23 protein-coding genes are annotated in these 26,982 nt (G+C 33.6%); 17 read left to right on the forward strand and 6 right to left on the reverse strand.

All coding sequences use genetic code 11. The features are described 5' to 3' along the window. Positions 1-12: 12 nt before the first annotated feature. The 3 genes from BLS90_RS07450 to ychF form a co-directional block, all read right to left on the reverse strand. Positions 13-1,878, reverse strand: coding sequence for a DNA topoisomerase IV subunit B (locus tag BLS90_RS07450; protein WP_091257041.1), 1,866 nt, complete (start codon positions 1,876-1,878; stop codon positions 13-15). 121 nt (positions 1,879-1,999) lie between these two features. Then, positions 2,000-2,530: an NADPH-dependent FMN reductase gene (locus tag BLS90_RS07455; protein ID WP_091257042.1), complete on the reverse strand. Its 531-nt coding sequence runs from the start codon at positions 2,528-2,530 to the stop codon at positions 2,000-2,002. A gap of 399 nt (positions 2,531-2,929) precedes the next feature. Further along, entirely contained in the window at positions 2,930-4,024 is a 1,095-nt protein-coding gene (ychF, locus tag BLS90_RS07460; protein ID WP_073351719.1) for a redox-regulated ATPase YchF, read from the reverse strand. Positions 4,025-4,324: 300 nt separating this feature from the next. Here ychF and BLS90_RS07465 point away from each other — a divergent pair, with 300 nt between their 5' ends. Together BLS90_RS07465 and BLS90_RS07470 are read left to right on the forward strand one after the other, a co-directional pair. After that, complete coding sequence (locus BLS90_RS07465; protein ID WP_091257043.1) at positions 4,325-7,039, forward strand: TonB-dependent receptor; 2,715 nt, start codon at positions 4,325-4,327, stop codon at positions 7,037-7,039. Between the two features lie 98 nt (positions 7,040-7,137). Beyond that, on the forward strand, positions 7,138-7,878 hold the full coding sequence (locus BLS90_RS07470) for a class I SAM-dependent DNA methyltransferase (protein ID WP_091257044.1): 741 nt from the start codon (positions 7,138-7,140) through the stop codon (positions 7,876-7,878). A 55-nt stretch (positions 7,879-7,933) separates the two neighbouring features. Here BLS90_RS07470 and BLS90_RS07475 read toward each other — a convergent pair whose 3' ends face one another. Next, complete coding sequence (locus tag BLS90_RS07475; RefSeq protein ID WP_091257045.1) at positions 7,934-8,284, reverse strand: 4Fe-4S dicluster domain-containing protein; 351 nt, start codon at positions 8,282-8,284, stop codon at positions 7,934-7,936. 139 nt (positions 8,285-8,423) lie between these two features. Here BLS90_RS07475 and BLS90_RS07480 point away from each other — a divergent pair, with 139 nt between their 5' ends. The 5 genes from BLS90_RS07480 (at position 8,424) to BLS90_RS17095 (ending at position 12,705) form a co-directional block, all read left to right on the forward strand. Continuing rightward, on the forward strand, positions 8,424-9,482 hold the full coding sequence (locus tag BLS90_RS07480; protein WP_091257046.1) for an acyl-CoA reductase: 1,059 nt from the start codon (positions 8,424-8,426) through the stop codon (positions 9,480-9,482). Positions 9,483-9,575: 93 nt separating this feature from the next. Further along, positions 9,576-10,646 (forward strand): 3-phosphoserine/phosphohydroxythreonine transaminase, encoded by a 1,071-nt coding sequence (gene serC / locus BLS90_RS07485; RefSeq protein WP_091257047.1) that lies wholly within the window; start codon positions 9,576-9,578, stop codon positions 10,644-10,646. Positions 10,647-10,761: 115 nt separating this feature from the next. After that, entirely contained in the window at positions 10,762-11,712 is a 951-nt protein-coding gene (locus BLS90_RS07490) for a D-2-hydroxyacid dehydrogenase (protein ID WP_091257048.1), read from the forward strand. Between the two features lie 116 nt (positions 11,713-11,828). Next, positions 11,829-12,263, forward strand: a complete 435-nt coding sequence (locus BLS90_RS07495; protein WP_091257049.1) for a DUF6146 family protein — start codon at positions 11,829-11,831, stop codon at positions 12,261-12,263. Between the two features lie 139 nt (positions 12,264-12,402). Next, positions 12,403-12,705: a DUF6787 family protein gene (locus BLS90_RS17095; protein ID WP_091257050.1), complete on the forward strand. Its 303-nt coding sequence runs from the start codon at positions 12,403-12,405 to the stop codon at positions 12,703-12,705. Between the two features lie 16 nt (positions 12,706-12,721). Here BLS90_RS17095 and BLS90_RS07505 read toward each other — a convergent pair whose 3' ends face one another. Beyond that, positions 12,722-13,021, reverse strand: a complete 300-nt coding sequence (locus BLS90_RS07505) for a hypothetical protein (RefSeq protein ID WP_091257051.1) — start codon at positions 13,019-13,021, stop codon at positions 12,722-12,724. Between the two features lie 47 nt (positions 13,022-13,068). After that, the gene (gene msrA, locus BLS90_RS07510) at positions 13,069-13,617 is read right to left on the reverse strand and encodes a peptide-methionine (S)-S-oxide reductase MsrA (RefSeq protein ID WP_091257139.1); all 549 of its coding nucleotides are present in this window, start codon (positions 13,615-13,617) and stop codon (positions 13,069-13,071) included. Between the two features lie 245 nt (positions 13,618-13,862). On the opposite strand from msrA, the gene BLS90_RS07515 reads away from it, so the two are divergent. The 10 genes from BLS90_RS07515 (at position 13,863) to BLS90_RS07560 (ending at position 26,936) form a co-directional block, all read left to right on the forward strand. Next, entirely contained in the window at positions 13,863-14,525 is a 663-nt protein-coding gene (locus BLS90_RS07515) for an ABC transporter ATP-binding protein (protein ID WP_073351700.1), read from the forward strand. A 185-nt stretch (positions 14,526-14,710) separates the two neighbouring features. Next, the gene (locus BLS90_RS07520; protein ID WP_091257140.1) at positions 14,711-15,475 is read left to right on the forward strand and encodes a TIGR02757 family protein; all 765 of its coding nucleotides are present in this window, start codon (positions 14,711-14,713) and stop codon (positions 15,473-15,475) included. Between the two features lie 751 nt (positions 15,476-16,226). Next, entirely contained in the window at positions 16,227-16,595 is a 369-nt protein-coding gene (locus BLS90_RS07525) for a response regulator transcription factor (protein ID WP_091257052.1), read from the forward strand. 33 nt (positions 16,596-16,628) lie between these two features. Continuing rightward, positions 16,629-17,732, forward strand: a complete 1,104-nt coding sequence (locus tag BLS90_RS07530; RefSeq protein ID WP_091257053.1) for a HEAT repeat domain-containing protein — start codon at positions 16,629-16,631, stop codon at positions 17,730-17,732. Between the two features lie 2 nt (positions 17,733-17,734). Continuing rightward, positions 17,735-19,165, forward strand: coding sequence for a glycosyltransferase family 2 protein (locus BLS90_RS07535; RefSeq protein ID WP_091257054.1), 1,431 nt, complete (start codon positions 17,735-17,737; stop codon positions 19,163-19,165). Positions 19,166-19,176: 11 nt separating this feature from the next. Continuing rightward, positions 19,177-21,567 (forward strand): LTA synthase family protein, encoded by a 2,391-nt coding sequence (locus BLS90_RS07540; RefSeq protein WP_091257055.1) that lies wholly within the window; start codon positions 19,177-19,179, stop codon positions 21,565-21,567. Then, positions 21,564-22,829 carry a YaiO family outer membrane beta-barrel protein gene (locus tag BLS90_RS07545; RefSeq protein ID WP_091257056.1) on the forward strand — a complete coding sequence of 422 codons (1,266 nt, stop codon included), beginning with the start codon at positions 21,564-21,566 and terminating at the stop codon, positions 22,827-22,829. The genes BLS90_RS07540 and BLS90_RS07545 overlap by 4 nt, the downstream gene beginning before the upstream one ends. A gap of 338 nt (positions 22,830-23,167) precedes the next feature. Next, positions 23,168-24,229 (forward strand): HEAT repeat domain-containing protein, encoded by a 1,062-nt coding sequence (locus BLS90_RS07550; RefSeq protein WP_091257057.1) that lies wholly within the window; start codon positions 23,168-23,170, stop codon positions 24,227-24,229. Then, positions 24,229-25,671: a glycosyltransferase family 2 protein gene (locus BLS90_RS07555; RefSeq protein ID WP_091257058.1), complete on the forward strand. Its 1,443-nt coding sequence runs from the start codon at positions 24,229-24,231 to the stop codon at positions 25,669-25,671. Before BLS90_RS07550 ends, BLS90_RS07555 begins: the two co-directional genes overlap by 1 nt. Next, the gene (locus tag BLS90_RS07560) at positions 25,668-26,936 is read left to right on the forward strand and encodes a YaiO family outer membrane beta-barrel protein (RefSeq protein ID WP_220083873.1); all 1,269 of its coding nucleotides are present in this window, start codon (positions 25,668-25,670) and stop codon (positions 26,934-26,936) included. The genes BLS90_RS07555 and BLS90_RS07560 overlap by 4 nt, the downstream gene beginning before the upstream one ends. Positions 26,937-26,982 lie beyond the last annotated feature (46 nt).

Genomic DNA, 26,982 nt, shown 5'->3' on the forward strand with positions numbered 1-26,982 from the left:
GTTAAATCTGCATTATTTCACTTCTTCCAAAACATCCAACTCCACCTTCAAATTCTTGATGATAAACTCCTGTCTGTCTGGCGTATTTTTACCCATATAAAAAGAAAGCAATTGTTCAATCGAGGTATTCTTATCCATCATAATCGGATCTAAACGAATGGTTTCTCCAATAAAATTTTTGAACTCATCCGGAGAAATCTCTCCTAAACCTTTAAATCGGGTTATTTCCGGTTTTGGTTTTAGTTTTTCTATTGCTGCTTTCCTTTCTTCATCTGAATAGCAATAAATGGTTTCCTTCTTGTTTCGAACCCTAAAAAGTGGCGTTTGCAAAATATATAAATGTCCTTCTTTGATTAACTCCGGAAAAAACTGAAGAAAGAACGTAATCAACAACAATCGAATGTGCATGCCATCGACATCGGCATCGGTAGCAATTACAATGTTATTGTACCGCAGTTTTTCCAACCCGTCTTCAATATCCAAAGCTGCTTGTAATAAATTGAATTCTTCATTTTCATAAACAATTTTCTTGCTCATTCCATACGAATTCAGAGGCTTACCACGCAAACTGAAAACAGCTTGTGTATTTACATCACGTGATTTGGTTATGGATCCGGAAGCCGAATCTCCCTCGGTAATGAATAGGGTACTTTCCAGATTTTTAGGATGTTTCGTGTCCGGAAGATGGGCGCGACAATCCCTTAATTTCTTGTTGTGCAGGTTCGCTTTTTTGGCCCGATCTGTGGCTAATTTTCGAATCCCGGATAGTTCTTTACGTTCTCTTTCAGCTTGAAGAATTTTCCGCAACAGTGCATCGGCAGTTGGAGGATTCTTATGTAAATAATTATCTAATTTAGTTTTCACAAAATCGTTTACAAAAGTACGCACCGAAGGCATTCCTGGCTCAGAACCCATATCAGTTGATCCCAATTTGGTTTTGGTTTGTGACTCAAAAACCGGTTCCATTACTTTGATACTAACTGCTGTGACAATAGATTTTCTAACATCTGACGCTTCGAAACTTTTATTGTAAAACTCCCTTATGGTTTTCACAATTGCTTCGCGATACGCTGCAAGATGCGTTCCACCTTGCGTTGTATTTTGTCCGTTTACAAAGGAATGGTATTCTTCGCTGTATTGTGATTTACTGTGGGTTAGGGCAATTTCTATATCTTCCCCTTTCAAGTGAATGATGGGATATTCCAAATCATCCGCATGAATGGTTTCTTCCAATAAGTCTTTCAGACCATTTTCCGAAAAATATTTTTCGCCATTGAATAAAATAGTCAAACCATTGTTTAGGTAACAATAGTTTTTAAGCATTTTGATGATATATTCGAAACGGAATTTATAGTTTTTGAAAATCGCTTCATCCGGAATAAAAGTAACTTTCGTTCCTTTACGTTTCGTAGTTTCAATAATAGCTTCTTCGAGCACTAAGTTTCCTGCTGAAAATTCTGCTGCTTTTTGTTTCTCATCCCGAACGGATTCTACACGAAAATAATTTGACAAAGCATTTACTGCTTTTGTACCAACTCCATTCAAACCAACGGATTTTTTAAATGCCAAAGAATCGTATTTTCCTCCTGTATTCATCTTAGAAACTACATCAATCACCTTTCCTAATGGAATCCCACGACCATAATCCCTAACAGTAACGGTTTTGTCTTTGATGGTTACCTCAATAGTTTTTCCGGCACCCATGACAAATTCGTCGATACAGTTGTCGAGGACTTCTTTTAGAAGAATGTAAATACCATCATCTGGCGAGGAACCGTCTCCCAATTTCCCGATGTACATCCCGGGACGCATGCGAATATGTTCTTTCCAGTCGAGTGACCGAATGTTATCTTCGGTATATTGATTTTGATCGGACATTGTAAAATTTGTGGATTTGGTGCTAATGTAGTGTAATTCGATAAATTTTAAAATAGGGAGACGTCAAAGTTATTAAGAATAATATTGACATTCGTATATTGAAAGATTTAAAGATTGAAAATTAAACGATTGAAAAATTCTTAATAATTTCTTTCAATTGATTATCCAATTCCGGATTTGAAATTTTACCGTTTGTTACATCAAAATTAGCCTCAAAACTAGGCAGTGAAAAGGCAGCTTTTATATTTCCACCGTAAAAAGGAAAAGCGTTCTTAGCAATTCCCAACACACTGGCTCCACCTTTAGCTCCCGGTGAAGTTGCCATCAATAACATTGGTTTTTGCTGAAAAACTTTGGCGTTTATTCTAGTACACCAATCGAAAACATTTTTGAATGCCACGGAATAGTTTCCATTATTTTCTGCCATGGAAACTACCAAAATATCAGCAGTAGCAATTTTATCTAAAAACGCTTGCGCAAATGCGTGGTGTCCTATTTCGTTCTCGATATCCACGCTATAAATTGGCATTTGGAAGTCATTTAAATCTAAAACTTCCACTTCCCTATTTTCAAATAAATGAGCAGCGTAGGTCGCTAATTTCTTATTGATGGAGTTTTTACTGGGGCTTGCGCCAAAGGCTATAATTTTCATGATGATTAGTTTTTATTAAAAGTAGTAAAAATAAAATAACAACAAAATAATTCGCCACTGATTCACAGATTACGAAAACAAATAAGAAAAAAACAAAATTTCATTTTCCTCCAAATCGATTTTACCGCAGAGTGAAACGGAAAGCATTTTTCAAATCCATCTTATTTTTTCTTGACATAAAAGAGCGAACAACGGAAACTCCTTTTATGACTTAGAAAAAATAGATGAATGGGAAAAGATTACTTCACTAAACTTTTATTTTAATTGGAGTTCAGTGAACTTCGTTTGAAGAGAAAAGCAGGATTAGGTCCAAAAAAATGTTAGATATAAAAAAACCTGCAAAATTTCTTCTGCAGGTTTGATGTTTTCGTAATGAGATTGCTTCGTTCCTCGCAATGATTAGACGTTAAAACGGAAATGCATTACATCACCATCTTTAACTACATATTCTTTTCCTTCTACTTTGAATTTTCCGGCTTCTTTACATTTGGCTTCAGAGCCGTAGTGAACGAAATCTTCATAAGCAATTACTTCAGCGCGGATGAAACCTTTTTCAAAATCAGTATGAATAACACCAGCTGCTTGAGGTGCGGTTGCTCCAATATTGATGGTCCAAGCACGAACTTCTTTGACACCTGCGGTAAAATAAGTTTGTTGTTTTAATAATTTATACGCTGCACGAATCAAAACTGATGCGCCTGGCTCAGATAATCCCATATCTTCAAGAAAAACTTGACGCTCTTCATAGCTTTCTAATTCGGTAATATCAGCCTCAGCTCCTACAGAAAGAATGATCACTTCGGCATCTTCATCTTTTACTAATTCCCGTATCTGATCTACGTATGCATTTCCGTTTACAGCTGAATTCTCATCTACATTACAAACGTACAATACTGGTTTTGCAGTAATCAATTGAAAAGATTCCATTAAAACTTCTTCATCGTTGTTTTGCGGAGTCACCGTTCTAGCTGATTTTGCTTGAAGTAATGTTTCTCTAATTCGGTCTAAAAGTGCTTTTTCGGTTTGCGCTTCTTTATTCCCTGTTTTGGCGGCACGATTTACTTTTTCTAAACGTTTTTCAACATTCTCTAAATCTTTTAATTGCAACTCAATATCGATGGTTTCTTTGTCACGAATGGGATTTACATTTCCATCAACGTGAACAATATTATCATTGTCAAAACAACGTAATACGTGAATAATCGCATTACATTCTCTAATATTACCAAGAAACTGGTTTCCTAGACCTTCGCCTTTACTGGCTCCTTTAACTAAACCTGCAATATCAACAATATCTACTGTTGCCATTTGTACGCGTTCCGGTTTAACCAATTCTTCCAATTTTTCCATTCTGGAATCAGGAACATTTACTACACCTATATTAGGTTCGATTGTACAAAAAGGAAAGTTGGCACTTTGCGCTTTTGCATTTGACAAACAATTAAACAATGTTGATTTTCCAACATTTGGTAATCCTACAATTCCTGCTTTCATCGGTAGATAATATTTATTTTTAATGGAATATTGCATCGTCCCTTTTCTATTTTAATGATAGAATTAAGTACGATTACATGCTGCTTTTATAACTGATACGATATTAAAATTTAGATAAAGTATGGGCTCTAAAAGTTTGCAAATATACCATTTTAAAAATGTTTTAAATAATTAAAAATAGGACATTAAAAAAGGCTAATATGTTTTTTATAAAAATTTAAAAAATATGTTACAATTATGTTAAAAAAAATTATATTGCGATCGATTTTAAAACAAACCAAAAACTAAAATTAAAGTATTATGAAAAAATTTGCATTATTATTATTCCTACTAAACGTCTCGTTTGTTTTTGCGCAACAACAGGTCTCGGGGGTAGTAAAAGATAACACGGGCAATGCATTGCCAGGAGTCAACATTGTAGAAAAAGGAACGCAAAACGGAGTTTCTACTGACATGGATGGAGCTTACAAGATTAAAGTAAAAGAAGGAGCTACTTTAGTTTTTAGCTATGTAGGCTTTTCTAAATTGGAAAAAGTAGTCACAGATGCTACCCTGAACGTGGTTTTATCAGAAGAAGGTGGACAAAACTTAGATGAAGTTGTAGTAACAGGAACCAGAACGGCGCCAAGAAGTAATACCACATCAGCGCTGCCTATTGATGTTTTATCTTCAAAAGACTTGACATCAACTGGACAAGCTTCATTTGATAAAGCATTACAGTACAAAATTCCATCATTCAACACCGTTCAAACACCTGTAAATGATGCGACTTCATTATTGGATCCGTATGAAATTAGAAATATGGGACCAAGTAGAACGTTAATTTTGATTAATGGAAAAAGAAAAAACATGAGTTCACTTGTGTATACACAGACTTCTCCAGGACGTGGAGAAACAGGTTCAGATATCTCAGCGATTCCTACCGATGCTATCGAAAGAGTTGAAATTCTTCGTGATGGAGCTTCTGCTCAATACGGATCTGATGCCATTGCGGGTGTAATGAACATCATATTAAAAAAGAACGCTTCTCTAGGATCTGTAACATTGAGAACAGGGATAACTAGTGAAGGCGATGGAGAAATGTATGGAGTAAGCTTAAACAATGGTTCAACCGTTGGAAATAAAGGCTTTATCAATTATACGGTAGACTTTTCAAAAGTTGCATTAGCGAACAGACCAGGAAAAGTAAATGCAGATGGCGAAATCGCTGATTTTGGTGCTAATCCTGCAGATGTGAATGCTTTCTTAGCTTTAAAACCTGATGCTGGAAACGTAAATGGATCTCCAGAAACAGCAGCTGCTAAGTTTTTAGTAAATGGTGGAGTTGATTACAACGAAAATAATCAAATGTATTATAATGCCGCTTATGTGTATAAGAAAGTAAATTCATTTGCAAATTACAGAACTCCGTATTGGAGATCAGTAGATGCCATGCCTTATCTAGCAACATTATTTGGTAACGGAACTGCAGCATCCTACCAAGGATATGTACCAACATTTGAAGGTGATCTTAACGATTATAATGCAACTATAGGTTACAAATCAACAAAAAATGGTTGGAATACAGATGTAAGTTTAACAACTGGAGGAAACACTCAAATATACACCGTTTCAAATTCTCAAAACAGGTCATTTATTGACGATAATGGTAATGATGCGAAAGACCCTGGAGAAAACTTTTTATATGGAATTAACACTCCAATTACTTTCAAACCGGGAGGAACTTCTTTTAATCATTATGTAGGGAATATCGATATTTCCAAAAATTTAAGTGATCAATTAAGCTTAGGTTTTGGATCTGAATTTAGAACTGAAAATTTTGAAATTTTCGCAGGAGATCTAGCTTCATATACTGGAAACAGAAGTGGAGCCGATTCATTTCAAGGTAATACTCCAGAAAATTCTGGTAAATTCAACAGGTACAACCTAGGTCTTTATTTAGATGTTGCATTAGACATAACAGAAGATTTCTTAGTTAATGGTACTGTTAGATATGAAGACTACAGTGATTTCGGTAGTGCAACTGTATGGAAAGCAAGTACTAGATATAAATTTTCTGACGATAAAATTACATTAAGAGCCTCTTTATCAACAGGTTTTAGAGCTCCATCTTTACACCAGATTTATACTCAAAAATCACAATCCTCATTTGTTCCAGGACAAGGTATTGTTGTGCAAGGTTTAATAAATAATGTATCATCAGCTGCTAGAGCAAGTGGTGTTCCAAAATTAGACTCAGAAAAGTCTACTAATTTTACCGCTGGAATAGGTTTGAAACCAAATAAGAATTTTAATCTTACAATAGATTATTACAATATTAAAGTTGAAGATAGAATTGTTTTAGGAAACCCTATTACATTTTCACCTACTAACACATCAGCATTTTTTGTGAACGGTATTGATTCTAGAACATCGGGTATTGATCTAGTTGCAGGATACAAAAATCTAATTATAGGGTCTGGAAAAATGGGCTTTAATATTTCTGGTAACTATACTTTACAAAACGAAATTGATGGACCTGTAAAAAACCCTGCAAGTGTAGTAGCAGTTAACCAATCAGTAATTGATAAAACACAAGAAGCACTATTGTTTACTTCAAGACCACAATTTAAAATTATTGGTGGTGCAGAATATGAACTTGGAAAATTTGGATTCACTTTGAACAATACTGTATTTGGACCTACAAAATTTAAGAATGCTGGTATGTCAAATGATTTGAGAGTTGAGTTTTTAACTAAAATGGTGACTGACTTAGGAGTTAGTTATTCTGCTAGTGACAAACTAACACTAGCCTTAAATGTAAACAACTTATTAAATGTATTACCGGAATGGAAATTTAAAGCTGAAAATGCAGACGGTACTAAAATATTAAACGGTACATCAACTGTAACATCTGAAAGAGAGCAATTTAATCTTGTGACTTTCAATGGTCGTTATTCGCAAATGACGTATGATGGATACCACTTTAGCCAATTGGGAACTATGTTTAATTTATCTTTAAACTATAAATTCTAATTTTATCCTAAAATAATTAAGAAAAGGGCTGTCACAATTAGACAGCCCTTTTTCATTTGGTATATTTCTTCAAAACTTTACGTAAAACAACAAGTAGCATGGCAAATCTTTACAACGGAAAAATGGCAGCAATTTATGATGCCATGTACCAAACTTTTATAGATTACGATGAGGAGTTTAACTTCTACAATAATTTAATTCAGGATTATCATGGTAAAACTGTTTTAGAAATTGGTAGTGGAACAGGCAATCTTTCGAAGCGATTTTTAGCTAATAACACTACTTACATTGGTCTAGATTATAGCGAAAGCATGATAGCAATTGCGCAAGAGCGAAACAAAAAAGGGATTTTCTTGCATGGTGACATGAGGGATTTTAAATTAGAACAACCAGTAGATTCTATTTTAATTACAGGACGCTCAACTAGCTATTTAATCACAAATAAAGATCTAAATAACACCTTTCAATCCATATATAAAAACCTAAACAAAGAGGGAACTCTTATTTTTGATTTTATTGATGCCAATCGTTTTATTCCTTTTATCAAAGAGAATGATGCTATACTTCATGAGGCCCCGTTTGAAGATTTGATCTATTATCGATCTAGCAAATGGAGAACAACTTCGTCAGAAAATTTTTTATTGGAATGGAGTGCGCAATACTATACTTTTCAAAATAATAAAAAAGAAATAATTGCAGATGATTTTTCTACCGTTCGTGTTTTTACTTTAAATGAAATACAATTATTTCTGTATCTAAATGGATTTGAAGTTATAAAAACAATCGATCGAAAAACCTATGCCTTTGATACTTTCGTAATTATCGCACGAAAAAAATAAACAAAAAATCCTGAGCTAGCTCAGGATTTATTTGCACAAAATTAAGATCTTCTGCCTATTCGTTGTGTAAAAATGCTTGTCTGTTCAATAAAGTCTCTTCACTTTCCACGTGATTGTCATCCGGAATACAACAGTCCACCGGACACACAGCAGCACATTGTGGCTCATCGTGAAAACCTTTACATTCGGTACATTTTCCCGGAACAATGTAATACACTTCGTCAGTAATTGGAGTTTGAGCTTCATCAGAATCAATTTCGGAACCATCAGGCAAAATCACTTTTCCTTTTAGTTTTGTTCCGTCTTTGTATCTCCAATCGTCTGCTCCTTCATATATTGCTGTATTTGGGCACTCGGGTTCACAAGCACCACAATTGATACATTCGTCTGTTATAATAATTGCCATGTTTTTAATTTAGGATATTAAGGAAATAAGATTTAGGATTTAAGATTCTCATATCTTTCCTCTTTTAATCTTTTAACTATACGTTTTATAGCTTATTTTTGTGCAAAATTACAATCAAAACTATTCATAAGCAAACATTATGACATTAGAAACAAAAAAAAGTGTTTTTGTTGAATTAGGAAAATTTTTAAGTCAGTTTTCCGAAAATAACACTTTACAAAATCCGGCTGTTTTGCACAACGAAACGTTTTTTGATGCCTTTGTTGACTTGATACAATTATCGCAATCGCATAATGGTTGGTATACTCCTGAAAACGTCTATTTCTCTATCCAATCTTGGGCAGAAGCATTAACAGAAGAAAACCTGAATCAATGGCTTTCTAGCTATTCAATTCCAATTCAAGAGCCTAAAAAAATCGCTTTAATTCTTGCCGGAAATATTCCGTTGGTGGGTTTTCACGATTTCCTTTCGGTTTTGATTACCGGAAATACTGTTTTGGTAAAAACATCCTCAAACGATCAGCATTTGTTACCTTTTTTAGCGAAATACATTATTGCAGTTCAGCCAGAATTAGCTCAGAATATTACTTTTGTAGAGGGGAAATTAGAGAATTTTGATGCCGTTATTGCCACCGGAAGCAACAACACAGCTCGATATTTTGAATATTATTTTAAAGACAAACCTTCCATTATTCGAAAAAGCAGAAATTCAGTGGCCGTTTTAACCGGAAATGAAACCAAAGAACAACTTACCGCTTTAGGTGAAGATATCTTTCGTTATTTTGGATTGGGTTGCCGCAATGTTTCTAAACTTTTTGTTCCAAAAGGATATTCCTTTGTTCCGTTTTTCGAAGCGATATTTACCTACCAAGACGTCATTCATTACGAAAAATACGCTAACAATTACGATTACAACAAAGCCGTTTTCCTGATGAGTAATTTCAAATTACTAGATAACGGATTTCTTACCTTGAAAGAAGATCAAAGTCATGCCTCGCCTATTTCGAGTGTTTTTTACGAGTTTTACGAGGATATTAATGATTTAAAAACAAGATTAAAGTCTGAAAATGAGCTATTACAATGTGTCGTTGCTGATGAAACTATAGAAAACAGCGTGGCATTTGGACAAACTCAAAATCCCCGATTATGGAATTATGCAGATAACACCGATACTATTTCGTTTTTGTTAACAATATAGTCGAAAAAAGTGCAATTATTCCGAATTAATTAACGCTTTTTAAACTCCTATTGTCGAAATTTGCACTTTAATTTTTTGGACATAAACTACACCATGAAAAAACACAACTACAGCGCAGGACCTTGTATTTTACCGCAAGAAGTTTTTGAAAAATCAGCACAAGCAATTTTAAATTTTAATGATTCCGGTTTATCGCTTTTAGAAATTTCGCACAGAAGTAAAGATTTTGTTGCCGTTATGGATGAAGCCAGAGCACTTGCTCTTGAACTTTTAGGTCTAGAAGGAAAAGGCTACAGCGCCTTATTTCTTGCTGGAGGTGCGAGTTTAGAATTCTTAATGGTTCCCTACAACTTAATGAAAGAGGGCGGAAAAGCTGCTTATCTGGATACGGGAACGTGGGCTGCTGGAGCGATAAAAGAAGCAAAACTTTTTGGAGAAACTATTACCGTGGCTTCTTCGAAAGAACAAAACTACAATCATATTCCAAAAGGATATACTGTACCAGCGGATGCTGATTATTTCCACTGCACAAGTAATAACACTATTTTTGGGACACAAATGAAGGAATTTCCGTCAGTTGATATGCCAGTAGTGTGCGACATGAGTTCGGATATATTTTCTAGAGCATTAGACTTTTCTAAATTTGATATTATTTATGCCGGAGCACAAAAAAATATGGGTCCGGCAGGAACAACCTTAGTGGTTATTAAAGAAGAAATTCTAGGTAAAAATGGTAGAATAATACCAAGTATGTTGGATTACGCCAAACATATCAAAGCAGAAAGTATGTACAATACGCCGCCTGTTTTCCCTGTTTACGCCTCTTTATTGACCTTACAATGGTTGAAAAACCTTGGTGGAATTGCTGCTATTGAAAAAGTTAACAATGCAAAAGCGGCGTTGCTTTATGGAGAAATAGACAGAAACCCTTTATTCAAAGGTGCTGCAGCTGTTGAGGACCGTTCGAACATGAATGCTACTTTCTTATTAAATGATGAAGCACATGCTGCCACATTTGATGCAATGTGGAAAGCAGCGGGAATTTCAGGTTTGCCTGGACACCGTTCCGTAGGTGGTTACAGAGCTTCTATGTACAACGCGCTTCCGTTAGAAAGCGTTCAAGTATTGGTTGATGTAATGCAGGCTTTAGAAAAAGCAATTTAAAAATTAAAATATTGAATGATCTAAAGATTTGAAAAATCAATTTTTTAATCAATCACCATATTAAACAACTCAGATTGGATCTTTAAATTTTTCAATCTTAAAATATAAAACACAAATGAAAGTATTAGCCAATGACGGAATTTCAAAAAGTGGAATTCTAGCTTTAGAAAAAGGTGGATTTGAAGTGATAACGACAAAAGTAGCGCAAGAACAAGTGGCTAATTTTGTTAATGAAAATAATGTAAGTGTAGTTCTGGTGCGTAGTGCGACTAAAGTTCGTAAAGACATTATTGACGCTTGCCCAGGATTGAAAATTATAGGTCGCGGTGGTGTAGGAATGGACAATATTGATGTGGATTATGCTAAAAGCAAAGGAATTCACGTAATCAATACTCCGGCTTCATCCTCAGAATCAGTCGCAGAGTTAGTTTTTGCACACTTATTTTCTGGTGTTCGTTTCTTGCATGATTCGAACAGAAATATGCCGCTTGAAGGCGATACGAACTTTGATGGTTTGAAGAAAGCCTACGCAAACGGAATCGAATTAAGAGGAAAAACACTTGGAATAGTTGGAATTGGCCGTATTGGTCAGGCTACCGCTAAAATGGCGTTAGGATTGGGAATGAAAGTGATTGCAGCCGATAGTTTTATCCCGCAAGTGGATGTTACAGTATCCTTTTTTGACGGACAATCAATAACCACTACAATCATTTCACAATCATTGGAATCGGTTTTTAAAGAAGCTGATTTCATTACATTACACGTTCCTGCTCAAGATGGTTACATCATTAGCGAAAAAGAACTTGCCATTATGAAAGATGGTGTAGGAATAGTAAACTGTGCTCGTGGCGGTGTAATTGACGAAGTGGCATTAGTAAAAGCATTAGACAGTGGAAAAGTATTATTTGCAGGGTTAGACGTTTTTGAAAACGAACCAACTCCTGAAATGGCTATTTTGATGAACCATAAAATCTCGTTGACTCCACATATTGGAGCGGCAACAGGAGAAGCCCAAGATAGAATAGGCACTGAATTAGCTTCACAAATTATTAGTTTGTTACGTTAATTTTTTCTTTTTAATGTGAATAAAGAGGCTGTTTGATAAAAACAGCCTCTTTTTTTGATCAAAACCCTATCAATCAATCATTTGTTTTTGTAACTTTATAGTTCAATTTTTTCGTCATGAAAAACAGTTATTACATTATAATCGTCTTTATTTGTGTGTTTTTGAGTTGCACCACTTCAAAAACTGCATTTCCAAGTACTGAAAAATCTGTTGCTGCTCAAGGCGACACAGTCCGAATTGCCAATGATGAACTTGAATATGAAGTAATTATAATTGATTCAGGATTTAATAGCTGGCTCAATTCAAGAGCTTTTCAAAGAGGTTATCATTCTCAAGCCTTTCTCGCGGCTAAAAATCAGCTTTATGTTATGGAATGGAACAGCCGTGTTATGCAACCGCAACGCTATGATCCTAATTTATATGAAATGACCATCAATTATGATCCAACGATTAATTACGGATACGAAGTGAATTACTTGATTTATAATTATATGATTTATTTTCAAAATACGTACAATCAAATACTTTTTGGTTTTGTACCCATCAGATAAGATTGAAATTTTTTGCTTTGAAATTTACTCTTTCATTTTCTGGTGAAATACCACTTCAGAACTTCTATCGTCCATTTTTTAATGTGATAGTACCTATTCACAAACAGTATCACTACCTTTGTACTGATTATAAATTAAAATGAACAAACTAAAAAAACGTTGGGGCATTGAAACTAATTTCCAACTTACTATTATATTTATTGTTTTTGCTATAACTGGATCTGCCTCAGCATGGCTTTCAAAACCTTTTTGCTTTTGGCTTGGAATTACAAAAGAAGATTTAGGATATTGGTTTACGCCTGTTCGGTTACTTTTAATTTTTCCCATTTACCAAATACTTTTAGTGCTGATTGGCTTTTTGTTTGGACAGTTCAAATTCTTTTGGGCTTTCGAAAAAAAAATGCTCAAACGCTTGGGACTAGGATTTCTTTTTAACGACTAACAAAAAATTCCTCGAATTACGAGGCATCTTTGTTTTTAATTACATAATTATAAATCCAGGTGAAGGTAAAAGTTGGAATAAAATCCGAAAATGGTAAAATCTCTTCAAGAAAAGTTACTACTCCTCCTACCCGTCCTATTGTACCTTTATACATCCAAGTCATCAAAAAACCGGCTAATGGAGCCCAAATCACATCTGAAAATTCACCGATTAAAGGAACGGTAAACGAAAGCATTCCAATGGCATCAAACAGAATTCCTAATATCAGATTTCTAATTTTATTATTTACTGCACTAACGGACACTTGTTCTGTCATAGCATTTAGATTATTATTTTCCAGAATACCTACAAATCTAATGCCAATTAATTTTTGAGCTTATCTTGGTATATTTTTTTTAATTTATCAATTTTAGGCGTAATCACATAACTGCAATACCCTTGTGTTTTATTCAAATTATAATAATTTTGATGGTAATCCTCAGCAACATAAAAAACTGTTGCTTCCGAAATTTTAGTAACAATTGGTTTTCCAAACGTATTTTCAGTTGTCATCAAAGAGATATAATCCTCGGATAATTGTTTCTGGGCTGCATTGTGGTAAAATATCTCACTTCTATATTGTGTTCCAACGTCATTTCCTTGACGGTTTAAGGTTGTTGGATCATGTGTAGCAAAGAATATTTCTAATAATTCCCCAAATCCTATTTCGGATGGGTCATATGTAATTTCAATCGCTTCAGCATGGCCTGTTTCTCCATCGCAAACCTCGCTATACTTTGGGTTTACGGTATGCCCTCCAATATAGCCTGAAACGACCTTACTTACCCCATCTAATTCTAAAAAAACTGCTTCTGTACACCAGAAACAGCCTCCTGCGAAAGTGGCTACTTCTTTTCCGTTTTGTATTTCCATATTTTTTGTCTCTATACTTTTTGGTACCATTATATTCTTTTCTTTTGCACAAAATGAAAAAGGCAGCAGTGCCAAAAAAACTCCAATTACTTTTTTCATAACATGTCAATTTAACTCAAATTTATTTAAAAAATAGCAAGAAATTGAGCCTATTAACTAAAGTTTATACTTTGTCAAGGCAAAATAATAGGCGTTGCATTTAATAATCATTAAAATCTTTGTTTCTTTGTGAAAATAGTTTCAAAATGATACAAGCCAAAAACCTACATAAATATTACGATCAACTACATGTTTTAAAAGGAGTAGATTTACACATTAAACAGGGAGAAATAGTCTCTATAGTTGGCGCTTCCGGTGCTGGAAAAACGACGCTTTTGCAAATTCTTGGTACTTTGGACCAACCAACTGTTGAAAATGGAATTGAATTGCGCATCAATAATGAAGACATCCTCACCATGAATGACAAAACCTTATCCAAATTTAGAAATTTGAATTTAGGTTTTATATTCCAATTTCACCAGTTACTGCCAGAATTCACAGCGTTAGAAAATGTTTGTATTCCTGCATTTATTGCCAATAAATCCAAACAGGAAACAGAAACTGAAGCCAAAAAATTATTGACTTATCTGGGACTTTCGCATAGAATCAACCACAAGCCCAATGAGCTTTCTGGAGGAGAACAACAGCGCGTAGCCGTTGCTAGAGCCTTAATCAACAAACCAGCGATCATTTTTGCTGATGAGCCTTCAGGAAATCTAGACACGGCTTCTGCAGAAAATTTACATCAATTATTTTTTAAATTACGAGATGAACTAGGACAAACTTTTGTCATTGTTACCCACAATGAAGAGTTAGCCAATATGGCCGATAGAAAATTAGTGATGGTAGATGGACAAATTAGTAATTAGACCTATTCTTTTTTTTAGCAACACTAACTGTCATTTCAACACGAACTTTAAGGGATACTAATTTAAATGTACGCAGGTACTTTTAGCTTCTATTAAAAGAATTTATATTCTTTTAATACTAGATCTAGTTGATGGTATTATTATTTCTTATTAAATTTTCTACATCGCTTCCAAGCGCTCCAATCATGACAAAATCAGAACTTAAAGATTTTCTTGACGAAAAAGTACTTCAATACAATACATTTGATTTCATAGAAAGTGACCCAGTACAAATTCCGCATTTATTTTCACAAAAAGAAGATATTGAAATTGCCGGTTTTTTAAGTGCCACTATTGCTTGGGGAAATCGCACAATGATCATCAAAAATTCGCACCGTATGATGGATTTGATGGGAAATGCGCCGTATGATTTTGTCATGTCACACAGCGAAAATGAATTAGATCAATTGGAATCTTTCGTACATAGAACTTTCAATGGAGGTGATTTATCCAGCTTTATTAGAAGTTTGAAACATATCTATACCAATCATGGTGGCTTAGAAGCAGTTTTTAGCAAACATCAGGAAGCCCACTCCATGCAAAAAAGCATCCACGAATTCAAGAAAATATTTTTCGAAATTCCACATCAGTATCGAACCCAAAAGCACATATCGGATCCGCTTAATAATTCTGCGGCAAAACGAATCAACATGTACCTGAGATGGATGATCCGTCAAGACAATAAGGGAGTCGATTTCGGAATCTGGAAAACCATTTCTACCGCATCTTTATCCTGCCCATTAGATGTACATTCTGGAAATGTAGCACGGAAATTAGGGTTACTGACTCGGAAGCAAAATGATGGAAAAGCAGTCGCAGAGTTAGACTCGCAACTTCGAAAATTAGATAGTATAGATCCTGTTAAATACGACTTTGCTTTATTTGGTTTAGGTGTATTTGAGGGTTTTTAGTACTCTACAGGCATATTTAAGTTTTTATATTACAATTATATCTATCTTTATACCATATAGTTGCGATACAATAGTCCCCAATATTGTGATTGTGATATATGTACTTACAAAATTCAACTTAAAATTAACAAAAACATGAAAACCTACTTATGTCTTTTGCTGCGAAATAGTATTATATTTAATAGTCTTTTTCGAACCCAATCAAATCATTCTCAGATCGGATTAAAAGATTCAATTTTCTGGTTAAATCTTCCCAAAAATCTGAGTATAAATATCATAAAACTTCTTTTTCTTTTTTCACTCGTACATTCTAATAATCTACCGTTATTTATGAATCCTGTTCGTGTAAATAAGTAGCCATCGCTCTATTTTGAACATTATTTATTTTGTGTAGAGTTCTTTAAATTCTGAACAAATTTCACAATATCAATACGTTGAGTAGCGTATCCCTATTTACAAAACCAAGAAATAGTTCGTATTTTGATGCACGTGTGATTAAAATGAACTTTGGTGATAAATCACTGAAATCAACTCGCTAAAACCAACAGAGATAATTTTACGTAAGTACAGTGTTTCCTATAGTGTAATTAGAGCTCATGCGCATAAAATAAAAAATAGTAAAAATCAAAGATGTATTAAAAATTTACTTTGATAATAATCACAACACAAATGGAAGAAAGCCCCAAGCTTTTACCAACAACCTACGAAAAATAATATTTTTGCTTTCGCAAAAAAACAAAGAGAATCTAATATGAATGGTGCTAAAAAAATTGTTCTCGCAGAAGATAATTCGATGCTTTCGATGTTACTTAAATTTAAATTAGAAAAAGAAGGATATACGCTTTTTATAGCGGAGAATGGTAAGAAAACAATTGAATTAATTGAAGAACATAATCCAGAATTAATATTAACAGACATTATGATGCCTTTTGTCAGCGGACTAGAAGTGATCAGCCATGTACGAAATACATTAAATCTCCTAACTCCTATTGTTGTTTTTTCAGCAGCAGGACAAGAGCAAATTGTACTTAAAGCATTTGATCTAGGCGCCACTGATTTTATGAGTAAACCTTTAAGTCCAAACGAGCTAGTCCTAAGAGTAAAACGCTTGTTGAGTTAAATAAGTCCAAATGAATTACCCCTGATTTTCCCTATGAATACCTACCAGATTTTAACTGACTATTTTAATCATTCTCCAACTATCATTCAAGGTGCTTGGATTATAATTGGTTTGTTTTCAATATTAATTATTGGTCTCGTTTTTTATTTGAAATATTTAAGAGGCCATCTAAGAAAAAAAGAAAGGATTAGTGCCGCTTATGAACAAGAATATGAGTCCGCTCTTATCACTTACCTGTATGCCGGAAATGAAGAAGAAAAAATCAGTTCAGAACAACAAGCGATTATTGATCTATTAAAAAACGATGCCAAAGAACCTTTTAAAAGGAAAATTTTAATTGCAGTTTTGGTCAAGTTGAAAAATGAAATTTCGGGTGAAGTTGCGGACTCTATCCAAAATCTTTATTATCAAACGGAACTTGTCGATTATGCTTTATCTCGATTAAGTCATAAAAAATGGTTTGTGATTGCCAAAGGAATCCGAGAATTAAAACAATTTCAGATAAAAGAAGCTTATGATCAAGTAATAATTCACCTAAATCATCCTAGACCAGAAGTCCGAAAGGAAATGCAATTGTATATGGTCAATTTATTTGATTTTGAAGGACTTACTTTTTTAGATTTATTAGAAACACCACTTTCAGAATGGGATCAGATTCAATTATTGGAAATAGTGCAAAAATTAGAAAATCAAAACATTTCTAATATCACGTCTTGGTTGCATTCCTCTAACGACTCCGTGATTATTTTTGCGCTAAAATTAGCCAAAATTTACAATCAATTGGAAGCAAAAAACGAGATCATTCAATTGTTGCATCACAGAAATAAAAAAGTACGACTAGATGCAATTGATGTACTAAGCTATTTAAATGTATTGGAAGCCAAAGAAATTTTAAAAACGGATTTGGAGAAACGCAGTCAAGAAGAGCAAATCGCTGTTTTTAAAATGATGGAAAATTTATACGAAAGTGATGACGAATCCTTTATTATGAAATATATCAATCATGACCTTTTTGAAATAAAGATTATGGCCTTAAAAATTTTAAAAGAAATTAATCGAGAAAAATTCTGTGCTTTAAAAATCGAATCCGTTAACGATCCCTATTTGAGAATCGTTAATTTTATAGAAAACAATTAAGTATGGGAGATCATGTATTACAAAATATAATTGAATTATTTCACTATTTGTTTTTTGTTTTTAGTGCGGCTGCCATTGCGTCCTACCTTGTTCTTGCGTTTATTTCTGCAATAGAGACTATTGAATATAAGCGTAAAAACAGTTATGTTAATTACAAAGAAATAATGTCTTCTAATAGCGCTCCTTCCATTTCAATTATAGCACCAGCATACAATGAAAGTTTAAATATTGTTGAGAATGTACGTTCTTTATTGTCAAATCACTATGTAAATTATGACGTAATTATAATAAATGACGGCAGTAAAGACGATAGCTTAGAGAAATTAATTGAAGTATATAATTTAATCCAGGTAGATTACCTCATCAATGAACAAATCCCAACCCAACCCCTTAGAAACGGAATTTACAAATCAACTAATCCTGCATTTGAAAAACTAATTGTAGTTGATAAAGAAAACGGAGGAAAAGCCGACGCATTAAACATGGGACTTAACATTAGTAACAGTGAATATGTGGCTTGTATAGATGTAGACTGTCTCCTACTAGAAGATTCCCTCCAAAAAATGATTAAACCATTTCTAGAAACAACAGATAGAAAAGTTATCGCTGCTGGAGGAGTAATTAGAATTGCAAATTCATGTGTGGTCAAAGGAGGTAAATTACAGGATGTAAACTTTCCCAAAAAACTAATCGAACAGGGACAAATTTTAGAATACATTCGCGCTTTTTTGTTAGGTAGAATGGCATGGAGTAGACTGAATGGTTTATTGGTTATATCAGGCGCTTTTGGTTTATTTGATAAAAAAATTGCAATTAAGGTTGGCGGTTATGATAGAAATACCGTTGGTGAAGATATGGAACTTGTGGTGCGGATGAGAGGCTACATGGAAGAACAGAACAAAATATATAAAGTAGCCTATATTCCAGACCCACTTTGTTGGACAGAAGCTCCTGACAACTATAAAATATTTATTTCTCAAAGAAATAGATGGACTCGAGGAACAATTGAAACCTTAAGAAAACATCGCAAAATTGGATTTAATCCAAAATATAAGGTGCTGGGTTTAATAAGTTATCCCTATTGGTTCTTTTTCGAAAGAATGGCACCTGTGATTGAATTTGTTGGCATACTGTACTTTGGAATTCTCATTGTATTTGATAAGATTAGATGGGATTATGCATTTGCCCTGATTATTTTAGCCTATTTATTTACAGTTTTCTTTTCTTTAATAGCATTGATTACAGAAGAGTTAACCTATCACCAGTACAAAAAGAAAGGAACTGGCATTCGTTTATTACAAATTGCTTTTTTAGAACCTTTTGTTAATCATCCTTTCATCTTATATGCCGCAATACGAGGAAATTTTGATTATTATTTTAACAAAAAAAAGAAATGGGGAGAAATGACCCGAAAAGGAATGACTAAAGCATAATTTATAGCGCAATGAAAATTAAATTTAATTATAATAACAGTTTGGAATATCTTTATTCTACCGTTTCATTAATCCTCATATTTTGGCTATTAAGCTTAATTGAAATTTTTAAAAATTTCGAAATACAATTATTCCTATACAAATTATTGGATGATTTATTTACAGGAATACTTATTGGTTTATTATTTTTACCTCTTTATGCGGTATTAAAACAAGTAAAAAATTCTTTAGGAATTATGGTTATCCGATTCCTATTTTCCATTATTGCCTTAATCCAACTTGGTTTAATAGGATATAGCCTTACGACGCACATTAATCTTGGAGCTGATCTTCTTGGATATTCTTGGAGTGATATGTACACCACTGTTACTGCCTCTTTATCGTTATCTTTTTTACTGTTTTTGCCGTTTATAATTCTTCCTATTGTTTATTTAGGATTAAACCGAATGTTGCAACAATATGGGCCTAAAGGCAACGCAAAAATAGTTCTTGTAGTCATTTTATTATTTGGTAGTTTGAATTTTTTAGTTGCTAGCAATCAAAAACCGGTTGCACAGAATAAACTAAATTTCTTATTGATTGACATTATAAGAGCCAAAAATGATCAAGCTTTTGCAAATGAAGGAAGCATGACTTTTAAGAAAGAATTTCCATTAGAAGAAGCCTCCGAAAACACTAAAGATGTTTTGGCTCCCTTTTTCACTATTAATAAAAATAATCCGAATATCGTATTCATCATTGTAGAAGGACTCGGCAGTGATTTTACAGATGATGGCGATTATAAAGGCTTCACGCCTTACCTCGATTCCTTGAAAGAGAAATCACTTTATTGGGAAAATTTTGTAAGTAACGCAGGACGTACCTTTGGCGCGTTACCTTCATTGATGGGCTCCTTACCGTTTGGAGAAAATGGTTTCATGGAATTAAATCCGCTACCGAAACACAATTCGCTAATCAGTTTTCTAAAATCAAATGGATATGCTACCAGTTATTACTGTGGTGATGAATCGACATTTGACAGAAAAAATACCTTTTTAGAATACAATGGTATCGATAAAATTATAGACATCAACAAATTTGGCCCCGGATATACTAAGACTAAAGCAAATTCAGGTGGTTTTTCTTGGGGGTATCCAGATGCTGAAATATACCGCAAAACATTATCCGAATTAAAAGACAATAAACAACCTAGATTGGATATCATAATGACGCTAACCAATCACGAACCTTTTGATTTTCCATCAAAAAAAAAATATTTAGAAAAAGTAGAACGCATTCTAAAAACCAAATCGGATTTTGAAAAAAATAAACTAAAGGAATACAAAGACATATTTGCATGTCTTCTTTACACAGATAGTTCAATCAAAACCTTTATGGAAACGTATTCTAAAAGACCGGATTATGCAAATACTATTTTCATAATTACTGGAGACCACCGCTTAATTCCCGTACCTCAAAAGGATAATTTATCTCGTTTTCACGTTCCGTTTTTCATTTACAGTCCCCTATTGAAGAAAACAGCAAAATTTAAATCCATTTCTTCTCATTCTGATGTTACACCAAGTTTAGTTTCTTTTCTAACGAACAATTACAAATTCAACAAACCAGAAAAAACAACTTGGATCAGTAAAGGATTAGACACTGTTAGGGAATTTCGAAACATCCACAACATTGCGTTGATGAGATACAAAGGAAGTATTAGTGATTATATTTATAAGGACTATTTTTATTCTGATGGAGCGCTGTTTAAAATTGATGAAAATTTCAATCTTAGCGAAACAGATAGCGATATAACCGACAAAGTGATTAGTTCATTTAATAATTTTAAAAAACTAAATTCATACGTAACAAAAAAGAACAAAATTACCAAAATTGCTTCCAGCTATAATAAACCAACGTATGAATTTACAGCAGAAGAGCTTTCGATCGTCAAAAAACTAACTAAAGGATTGGATCCGGACCATATATTCTTTTTGGCTCGAGATTTAGCTTTCAAAAAAGAACGTGAAAAAGCACGACTATTATGCAATTATATTTTGAACGATCTTCCCAATTATGGAGACGTGCGAACACTAAAGGGCCGCACCTTAGCTTGGGATGGCGATTATAAAAATGCTGAAATAGAATTACAGGAAGTTATAAGCAGAACGCCGTATTATGGTGATTCCTACTTAGCTATAATGGATGTTTACTGGTGGTCTGGGCAAAATAAAAAAGCAATTGCTATTGGTAAAAAAGCATTAGGCAATCAAATAAACAACCCAGAATTAGGTTATAAATTGGCACAAGCCTATAAAAGAATGAATAATTTTAAAGAATCAAACAAGACCATTGACAGTCTTATAGCATTAAATCCTCAAAATAAAGAATACTCCAATTTTAAAAAATCCTTAAAAAAATGATTCTAAAAATAATTACAAAACTGACTTTTTTAATAGTATTGTTGTGCTTCTTTCAAATGCAGGGACAGCAAAAAGCCTATAATGGAAACCCGGATACTTCCTTTGAAACAGCACGGAACTTAGCGTTCAACCAGCAAAGAAAACAAGCGCAAGATACTTTGCTAAATATATTGACTAAATATCCTGATTATCATGATATCCGTTTATTTTTAGGAACAACTTATTCTTGGGATGGAGATTATAAAAAAGCTAGAAAAGTATTTGCAAGTATTTTAGAGAAAGATTTACAGCACAAAGCCACTTGGATTGCAGCAATTAAAAACGAATCATGGAGTGACGCGCCCTATGAAGCTCTAGAAATGACTAACAAGGCATTAAAAATATTCCCAAATGATTTAGAAATTGTTTTATTAAAGGCAACTGCTCTTACTAATACAAACAACGCCGTAGAGGCGCGAAATACTGTTAAAACATATATTGCACAAAATCCGGATGATAAAAAATCAAAAGAGTTTCTGAGCGATTTAAACAGTACCCTGCGAACTAACGATATAGGCTTGCGAGCTGCGGTAGATATATACTCTAAAACCTTTGACCCCATGCAATACTACACATTGAGTTATGCTAAGCAAACAAAATATGGCAGCATTATTGGAAAATATAATTTTAACCGCCGTTTTAACGAAAATGGATCTCAAATAGAATTTGATTTATACCCTAAAATTGCAAAAGGCCTGTATGCTTACGTAAATGTAGGCTTTGCCAATACTTTTCTTTTTCCCGATTTAAGATATGGTGCTGAACTATACAAATCACTGCCTCATAGTCTAGAAATTTCGGCCGGTTTTAGAACTTTAAAATACAGTTCAACAACTACAATTTACACGGGATCTATTGGTTGGTATACTGGAAACAGTTTTTGGTCCTTGCGGCCAAATTTCACTCCAGGTGGCGGAGTTACTAGCACATCAGCAGCTTTAAATTATAGAAAATACCGCAGCAATGCCGAAAACTATTTGAGCTTTTTATTTAGTATGGGAGTGTCTCCTGAAGCCAATCAATTTATATTTGATGCTACCGATGCCGCCATTATTAACCTAAAAACACAGCGCTTTAATGTGGGCTACTTTTTTACTGCTAACAAAAACAAAGAAGCTTGGGGTGCACAATTTGACGTAGCACATCAAGAAATAGCTTTTGATCCTGGCCATTATTTTTGGATTTATTCGCTAACCGTCTCATGGAATCTAAAGTTCAAATAAAGAGACTCCGCTTTTCAAGTACAATTTTAATTTTGTAAAATTCTTCTTTTACTCCAGGAAAGAAGAATTTTGCTTATTTATTAGATCCGAATTTGGAGTTAATGTTTAAAAAAAGCGTACCGTTTCACTTTTAACTACTGTAAAAATAACTAAACTACTAAGTCCCTTGGAAAAGCATCGGGATTTGTTAAAATGAATTCCAAAAAACTACATCTTATTAAATATTATTCCGGTCTTTTTTTAGAATATGTCTTTTAAAGGATTTAAATGTTATACGTCGAAAATATTTTTTTTAGCTTTATTTTATTTGTAATATTAACTCATCAACACTGCTAATCATGGACTTATTCGTAAAAAACCTAGAAACCTATATAATCCCATTTATGGTGCTATTAACGGTGTTACTAGCCCTAATTTTACTATTACGAAGAATACGATATGAGCGTAATAAACCCCTTAAAGAATCAATAAGCAATAAAGCAGAGACGTTTTTGACGGAGATGATTCTCTCCAAACCGAATAGTGAAAAATTCAGAACAAAATTATCTCTTTTTAAAAAAGAGATTCCTCTTCATAAATCCTGGTGTAAGGAAATGATCATTAATGACATGATTCGTTTTAAGAGTAGTTTGAAGGGAAAGGTATCCGAGCAAATCACAATTTTTTACCAAGCTTTAAATCTTGATAAATATTCTGAAGGATTAATTCGCGATTTTAGAAGTTTTTATAAATGTGAAGGGTTTTTTCACTACCAAGCTTTAGAGTATAAAAAAGGAGGGTCTTTGATCAAAACGTATTTGAAACACCCCAATATTGTAATTCAATCAAATGCCAAGATGGCCTATATCTCCTTGTCAGAAAATCACATGGAAAGTTTTCTGGAATTATCCTCAGGGATTTCGCAATTGAATATGATAAAAATTATGGACATATTGCATGAAAAGAAAATTCCAATTCCTAAAAACATTGACCAATGGCTTTTGACCACTAACGCTTCAGTTATAAAATTAGGACTTAAAATAATGGTTTATTACAATTATAGAAGCAGCGCCAAAGAAATTATTGAATTGATTCAACTAGAAGATAACAGCGTAAAAAAGGAGGCTCTAATTGCCATCCGAGAACTCTTTTTGATTGAAGCTAAAGAGGATATACTGCGGCTTTTTGACCAAGTAACCCCTGAGCTCAAAATAGAAATATTAGATACATTAAAGGTAATTGGCGATGAAAGTATGCTGTCTTTTCTAGAAAATATATTATCCTACGAAACCAATAAAGATCTAAAATTAAAAGCAGTTGACTGTTTAAATGAAATAGATAAAACAGGGTTAGATGTGCTAGCTTCCCAAGATTATGACACCTCAAAAATGACAAAACATGTAAGAGCAATTTATATCTAATGATATATAATTTCACCCATCAAATTATTTACTACTACGAAATTTTTATTTCGCTTTTTTCGCTTACTTATATTTTAATTTACATCGTATTATCAATTCTCTCCTATTTTGCGATACTGAAACATCTCAGATACCAAAAATACATTTCGGAAGATATATTAAGACGTTCAAATCATTTACTAGGCGTTTCAGTTGTAGCACCTGCTTTTAATGAAGGAGTTAGTATTGTCTATAATGTTAAATCTTTGCTGTCATTAAGCTATCCTAGGTACGAAATTATTATTGTCAATGATGGTAGTACAGATGATACTTTAACCAAATTGATAACCGAATTTGAACTGGTTAAAGTTGATTTTTATTACCAAGAAAGAATCGTGACTATGCCCGTTCGAGGACACTATAAATCGACAAACCCTATATATTCAAAGTTGATGGTGGTGGATAAAGTGAACGGAAAAAGTAAAGCAGACGGTTCTAATGCAGGAATCAATTCATCTCAATATCCCTTATTTTTATGCACGGATGTAGATTGCATTTTAAAAACTGATACCATTTTAAAATTAGCGAAACCATTTATGGAAAATGAAACACGAGTAATCGCGACAGGAGCCGGAATAAGAATTTCTAATTCTTGCGAGGTGAAAGAAGGTTTTTTGCATCAGGTACATTTTCCTAAAGATTGGTATCCTAGATTTCAGGAATTAGAGTATGTCCGATCCTTCCTATTTGGGAGAATGGCTTGGAGCCAAATTAATGGATTGTTATTAGTTTCAGGTGGTCTGGGAATGTTTGATAAAGAAATAGCGATAAAAGTTGGCGGTTACTGGCATAAATCATTAGGAGAAGATATGGAACTTATCACCCGAATGCGAAAACACATGCATGAAAAAAAAGAACCTTTTTTAATCCAATACATTCCAGAATCCTTGTGTTGGACCGAAGTTCCTGAAACTAAAAAAGTACTACTCAGACAACGGACACGCTGGGCGAGAGGACTGATACAAACGCTATACTTGCACCGAAAAATGTTTTTAAATCCCAAATATGGAAAAACAGCTTTTTTAATTTTACCTTTCTTTTTTGTATTCGAATTGTTAGTTCCTATCATAGAAATTCTGGGAATTCTTGCGCTGATTATTGGTTTTTTATACAATTCAGTTAATGTTGAATATCTCGTTTCGGTAGCATTGTTCGTCTATCTTTTTTATTTAATGATCACGCTGATTTCTATTTTTATAGACGATTTATTGTATAAAAGCTACGCTAATTACAAAGAATTAGCAATATTGATTTTTATGGCCATAATAGAGCCCTTTGTTTACCATCCATTAAATGTTTATGCCTCATTAAAGGGATATTGGTTGTTTTTCAGACAAACAGAACAAAAGTGGGGCGTTATGGTTCGAAAAGGATTTGCAAACACACAAAAAGTAACGTCATGATCCAAAACAAAATTCTAACAACCGCCAGTTTGATTCTGATTCTAGTATTTATGTCCAACCAAAATTTATCCGCACAAAAAATTGATTCGGATAGTTTGCTCACGGTCATTATAAAAGATATGCAAACCACTAAGAATTATGAAAAAAACATCCAAAAAGCATTATTAGGAAAAAAAATCGCTCCTACTTATCTAGATTACTATTTGCTTCTAGGAAGAAATTATGATTTAGTAAAAAAGAATGACAGCGCACGGTTTTATTATAAATATTACATTGACAAATCTCCAACGAATTATGACGCTTTAAATTATTTAATAAACCTTGAATTAGAAACTAAAAATTATAAAGAAGCTGAAAGTATTATTGACAAAGCCATCGAATTACATCCAGAGAGTAAAAATTTTGAACAAAAAAAATTAACGGTTTTACAATTGCAAAAAGAGCAAAAAAGAGAATATGAATATTTAAAAAAATTACAATTAAAAAACCCTAATGACGATGCTGTGACGCAACTTATTTTTCAAATGGAGTCAAAGTTAAAATCAGACCGACTGGGTGCAACGTACAGTTATACCACTTTTGATAGAAAAGGATATGGTCCATGGCATCTGTTAGGTTTTCAATACATAAGAGAGCGTCAGTGGGGATCATTGACCGGTCATATCAATTACGCAGATCGTTTATCCTCGGGACAAAGTATTGCAAATGGCATTCAATATGAATTAGAATCTTATCTTTTTACTAGCAAAAACAACTATTCCTATTTGGGTGCAGCTTACAGCAACGATCTTGTTTTTCCCAAATTGAGACTTGGATATTCCTTTTATCAGAATTTTAAAAAAGGTTGGGAAGGCGATTTGGGCATTCGCTACTTAAAAACCCAAGATAATGACTTCACAACTGTTGTTCTTGGGGCGGGAAAATACATTGGCTCGTATTGGATTAATCTGAGAACTTTTATTCAAAGCGACAATAATAATTGGTATCCCGCAGTCAGTCTAAACATCAGGTATTACTTTGATACTCGATTTGATTATGTAACTTTGACTTCTGGTTATGGTTCCTCTCCAGAAGAGAGAACCACTCTGGGACAATTCAATGAAAGAATTTCGCTTGATTCATATCGCATGGGTGCAGGATATTACAAAATGTTCCACAAACACTACATAGCGGGCCTTCAAGTTACTTATAACAAGCAAGAATATGTTCGAAACTTAACACAAAACGAATTGGAATTATCGCTAATGTTGCAATATAAATTCTAAAAATATGTTTATCCTACGGCTGAAAATAATTTATACGCTATTTTTT

The sequence above is a fragment of the Flavobacterium omnivorum genome, assembly GCF_900099915.1.
Lineage (GTDB): Bacteria > Bacteroidota > Bacteroidia > Flavobacteriales > Flavobacteriaceae > Flavobacterium > Flavobacterium omnivorum.

Coding starts and splice junctions, on each gene's coding strand:
- BLS90_RS07450 (WP_091257041.1), bottom strand. CDS start 1,878: ATGTCCGATCAAAATCAATATACCGAAGATAACATTCGGTCACTCGAC.
- BLS90_RS07455 (WP_091257042.1), bottom strand. CDS start 2,530: ATGAAAATTATAGCCTTTGGCGCAAGCCCCAGTAAAAACTCCATCAAT.
- ychF (WP_073351719.1), bottom strand. CDS start 4,024: ATGAAAGCAGGAATTGTAGGATTACCAAATGTTGGAAAATCAACATTG.
- BLS90_RS07465 (WP_091257043.1), top strand. CDS start 4,325: ATGAAAAAATTTGCATTATTATTATTCCTACTAAACGTCTCGTTTGTT.
- BLS90_RS07470 (WP_091257044.1), top strand. CDS start 7,138: ATGGCAAATCTTTACAACGGAAAAATGGCAGCAATTTATGATGCCATG.
- BLS90_RS07475 (WP_091257045.1), bottom strand. CDS start 8,284: ATGGCAATTATTATAACAGACGAATGTATCAATTGTGGTGCTTGTGAA.
- BLS90_RS07480 (WP_091257046.1), top strand. CDS start 8,424: ATGACATTAGAAACAAAAAAAAGTGTTTTTGTTGAATTAGGAAAATTT.
- serC (WP_091257047.1), top strand. CDS start 9,576: ATGAAAAAACACAACTACAGCGCAGGACCTTGTATTTTACCGCAAGAA.
- BLS90_RS07490 (WP_091257048.1), top strand. CDS start 10,762: ATGAAAGTATTAGCCAATGACGGAATTTCAAAAAGTGGAATTCTAGCT.
- BLS90_RS07495 (WP_091257049.1), top strand. CDS start 11,829: ATGAAAAACAGTTATTACATTATAATCGTCTTTATTTGTGTGTTTTTG.
- BLS90_RS17095 (WP_091257050.1), top strand. CDS start 12,403: ATGAACAAACTAAAAAAACGTTGGGGCATTGAAACTAATTTCCAACTT.
- BLS90_RS07505 (WP_091257051.1), bottom strand. CDS start 13,021: ATGACAGAACAAGTGTCCGTTAGTGCAGTAAATAATAAAATTAGAAAT.
- msrA (WP_091257139.1), bottom strand. CDS start 13,617: ATGGAAATACAAAACGGAAAAGAAGTAGCCACTTTCGCAGGAGGCTGT.
- BLS90_RS07515 (WP_073351700.1), top strand. CDS start 13,863: ATGATACAAGCCAAAAACCTACATAAATATTACGATCAACTACATGTT.
- BLS90_RS07520 (WP_091257140.1), top strand. CDS start 14,711: ATGACAAAATCAGAACTTAAAGATTTTCTTGACGAAAAAGTACTTCAA.
- BLS90_RS07525 (WP_091257052.1), top strand. CDS start 16,227: ATGAATGGTGCTAAAAAAATTGTTCTCGCAGAAGATAATTCGATGCTT.
- BLS90_RS07530 (WP_091257053.1), top strand. CDS start 16,629: ATGAATACCTACCAGATTTTAACTGACTATTTTAATCATTCTCCAACT.
- BLS90_RS07535 (WP_091257054.1), top strand. CDS start 17,735: ATGGGAGATCATGTATTACAAAATATAATTGAATTATTTCACTATTTG.
- BLS90_RS07540 (WP_091257055.1), top strand. CDS start 19,177: ATGAAAATTAAATTTAATTATAATAACAGTTTGGAATATCTTTATTCT.
- BLS90_RS07545 (WP_091257056.1), top strand. CDS start 21,564: ATGATTCTAAAAATAATTACAAAACTGACTTTTTTAATAGTATTGTTG.
- BLS90_RS07550 (WP_091257057.1), top strand. CDS start 23,168: ATGGACTTATTCGTAAAAAACCTAGAAACCTATATAATCCCATTTATG.
- BLS90_RS07555 (WP_091257058.1), top strand. CDS start 24,229: ATGATATATAATTTCACCCATCAAATTATTTACTACTACGAAATTTTT.
- BLS90_RS07560 (WP_220083873.1), top strand. CDS start 25,668: ATGATCCAAAACAAAATTCTAACAACCGCCAGTTTGATTCTGATTCTA.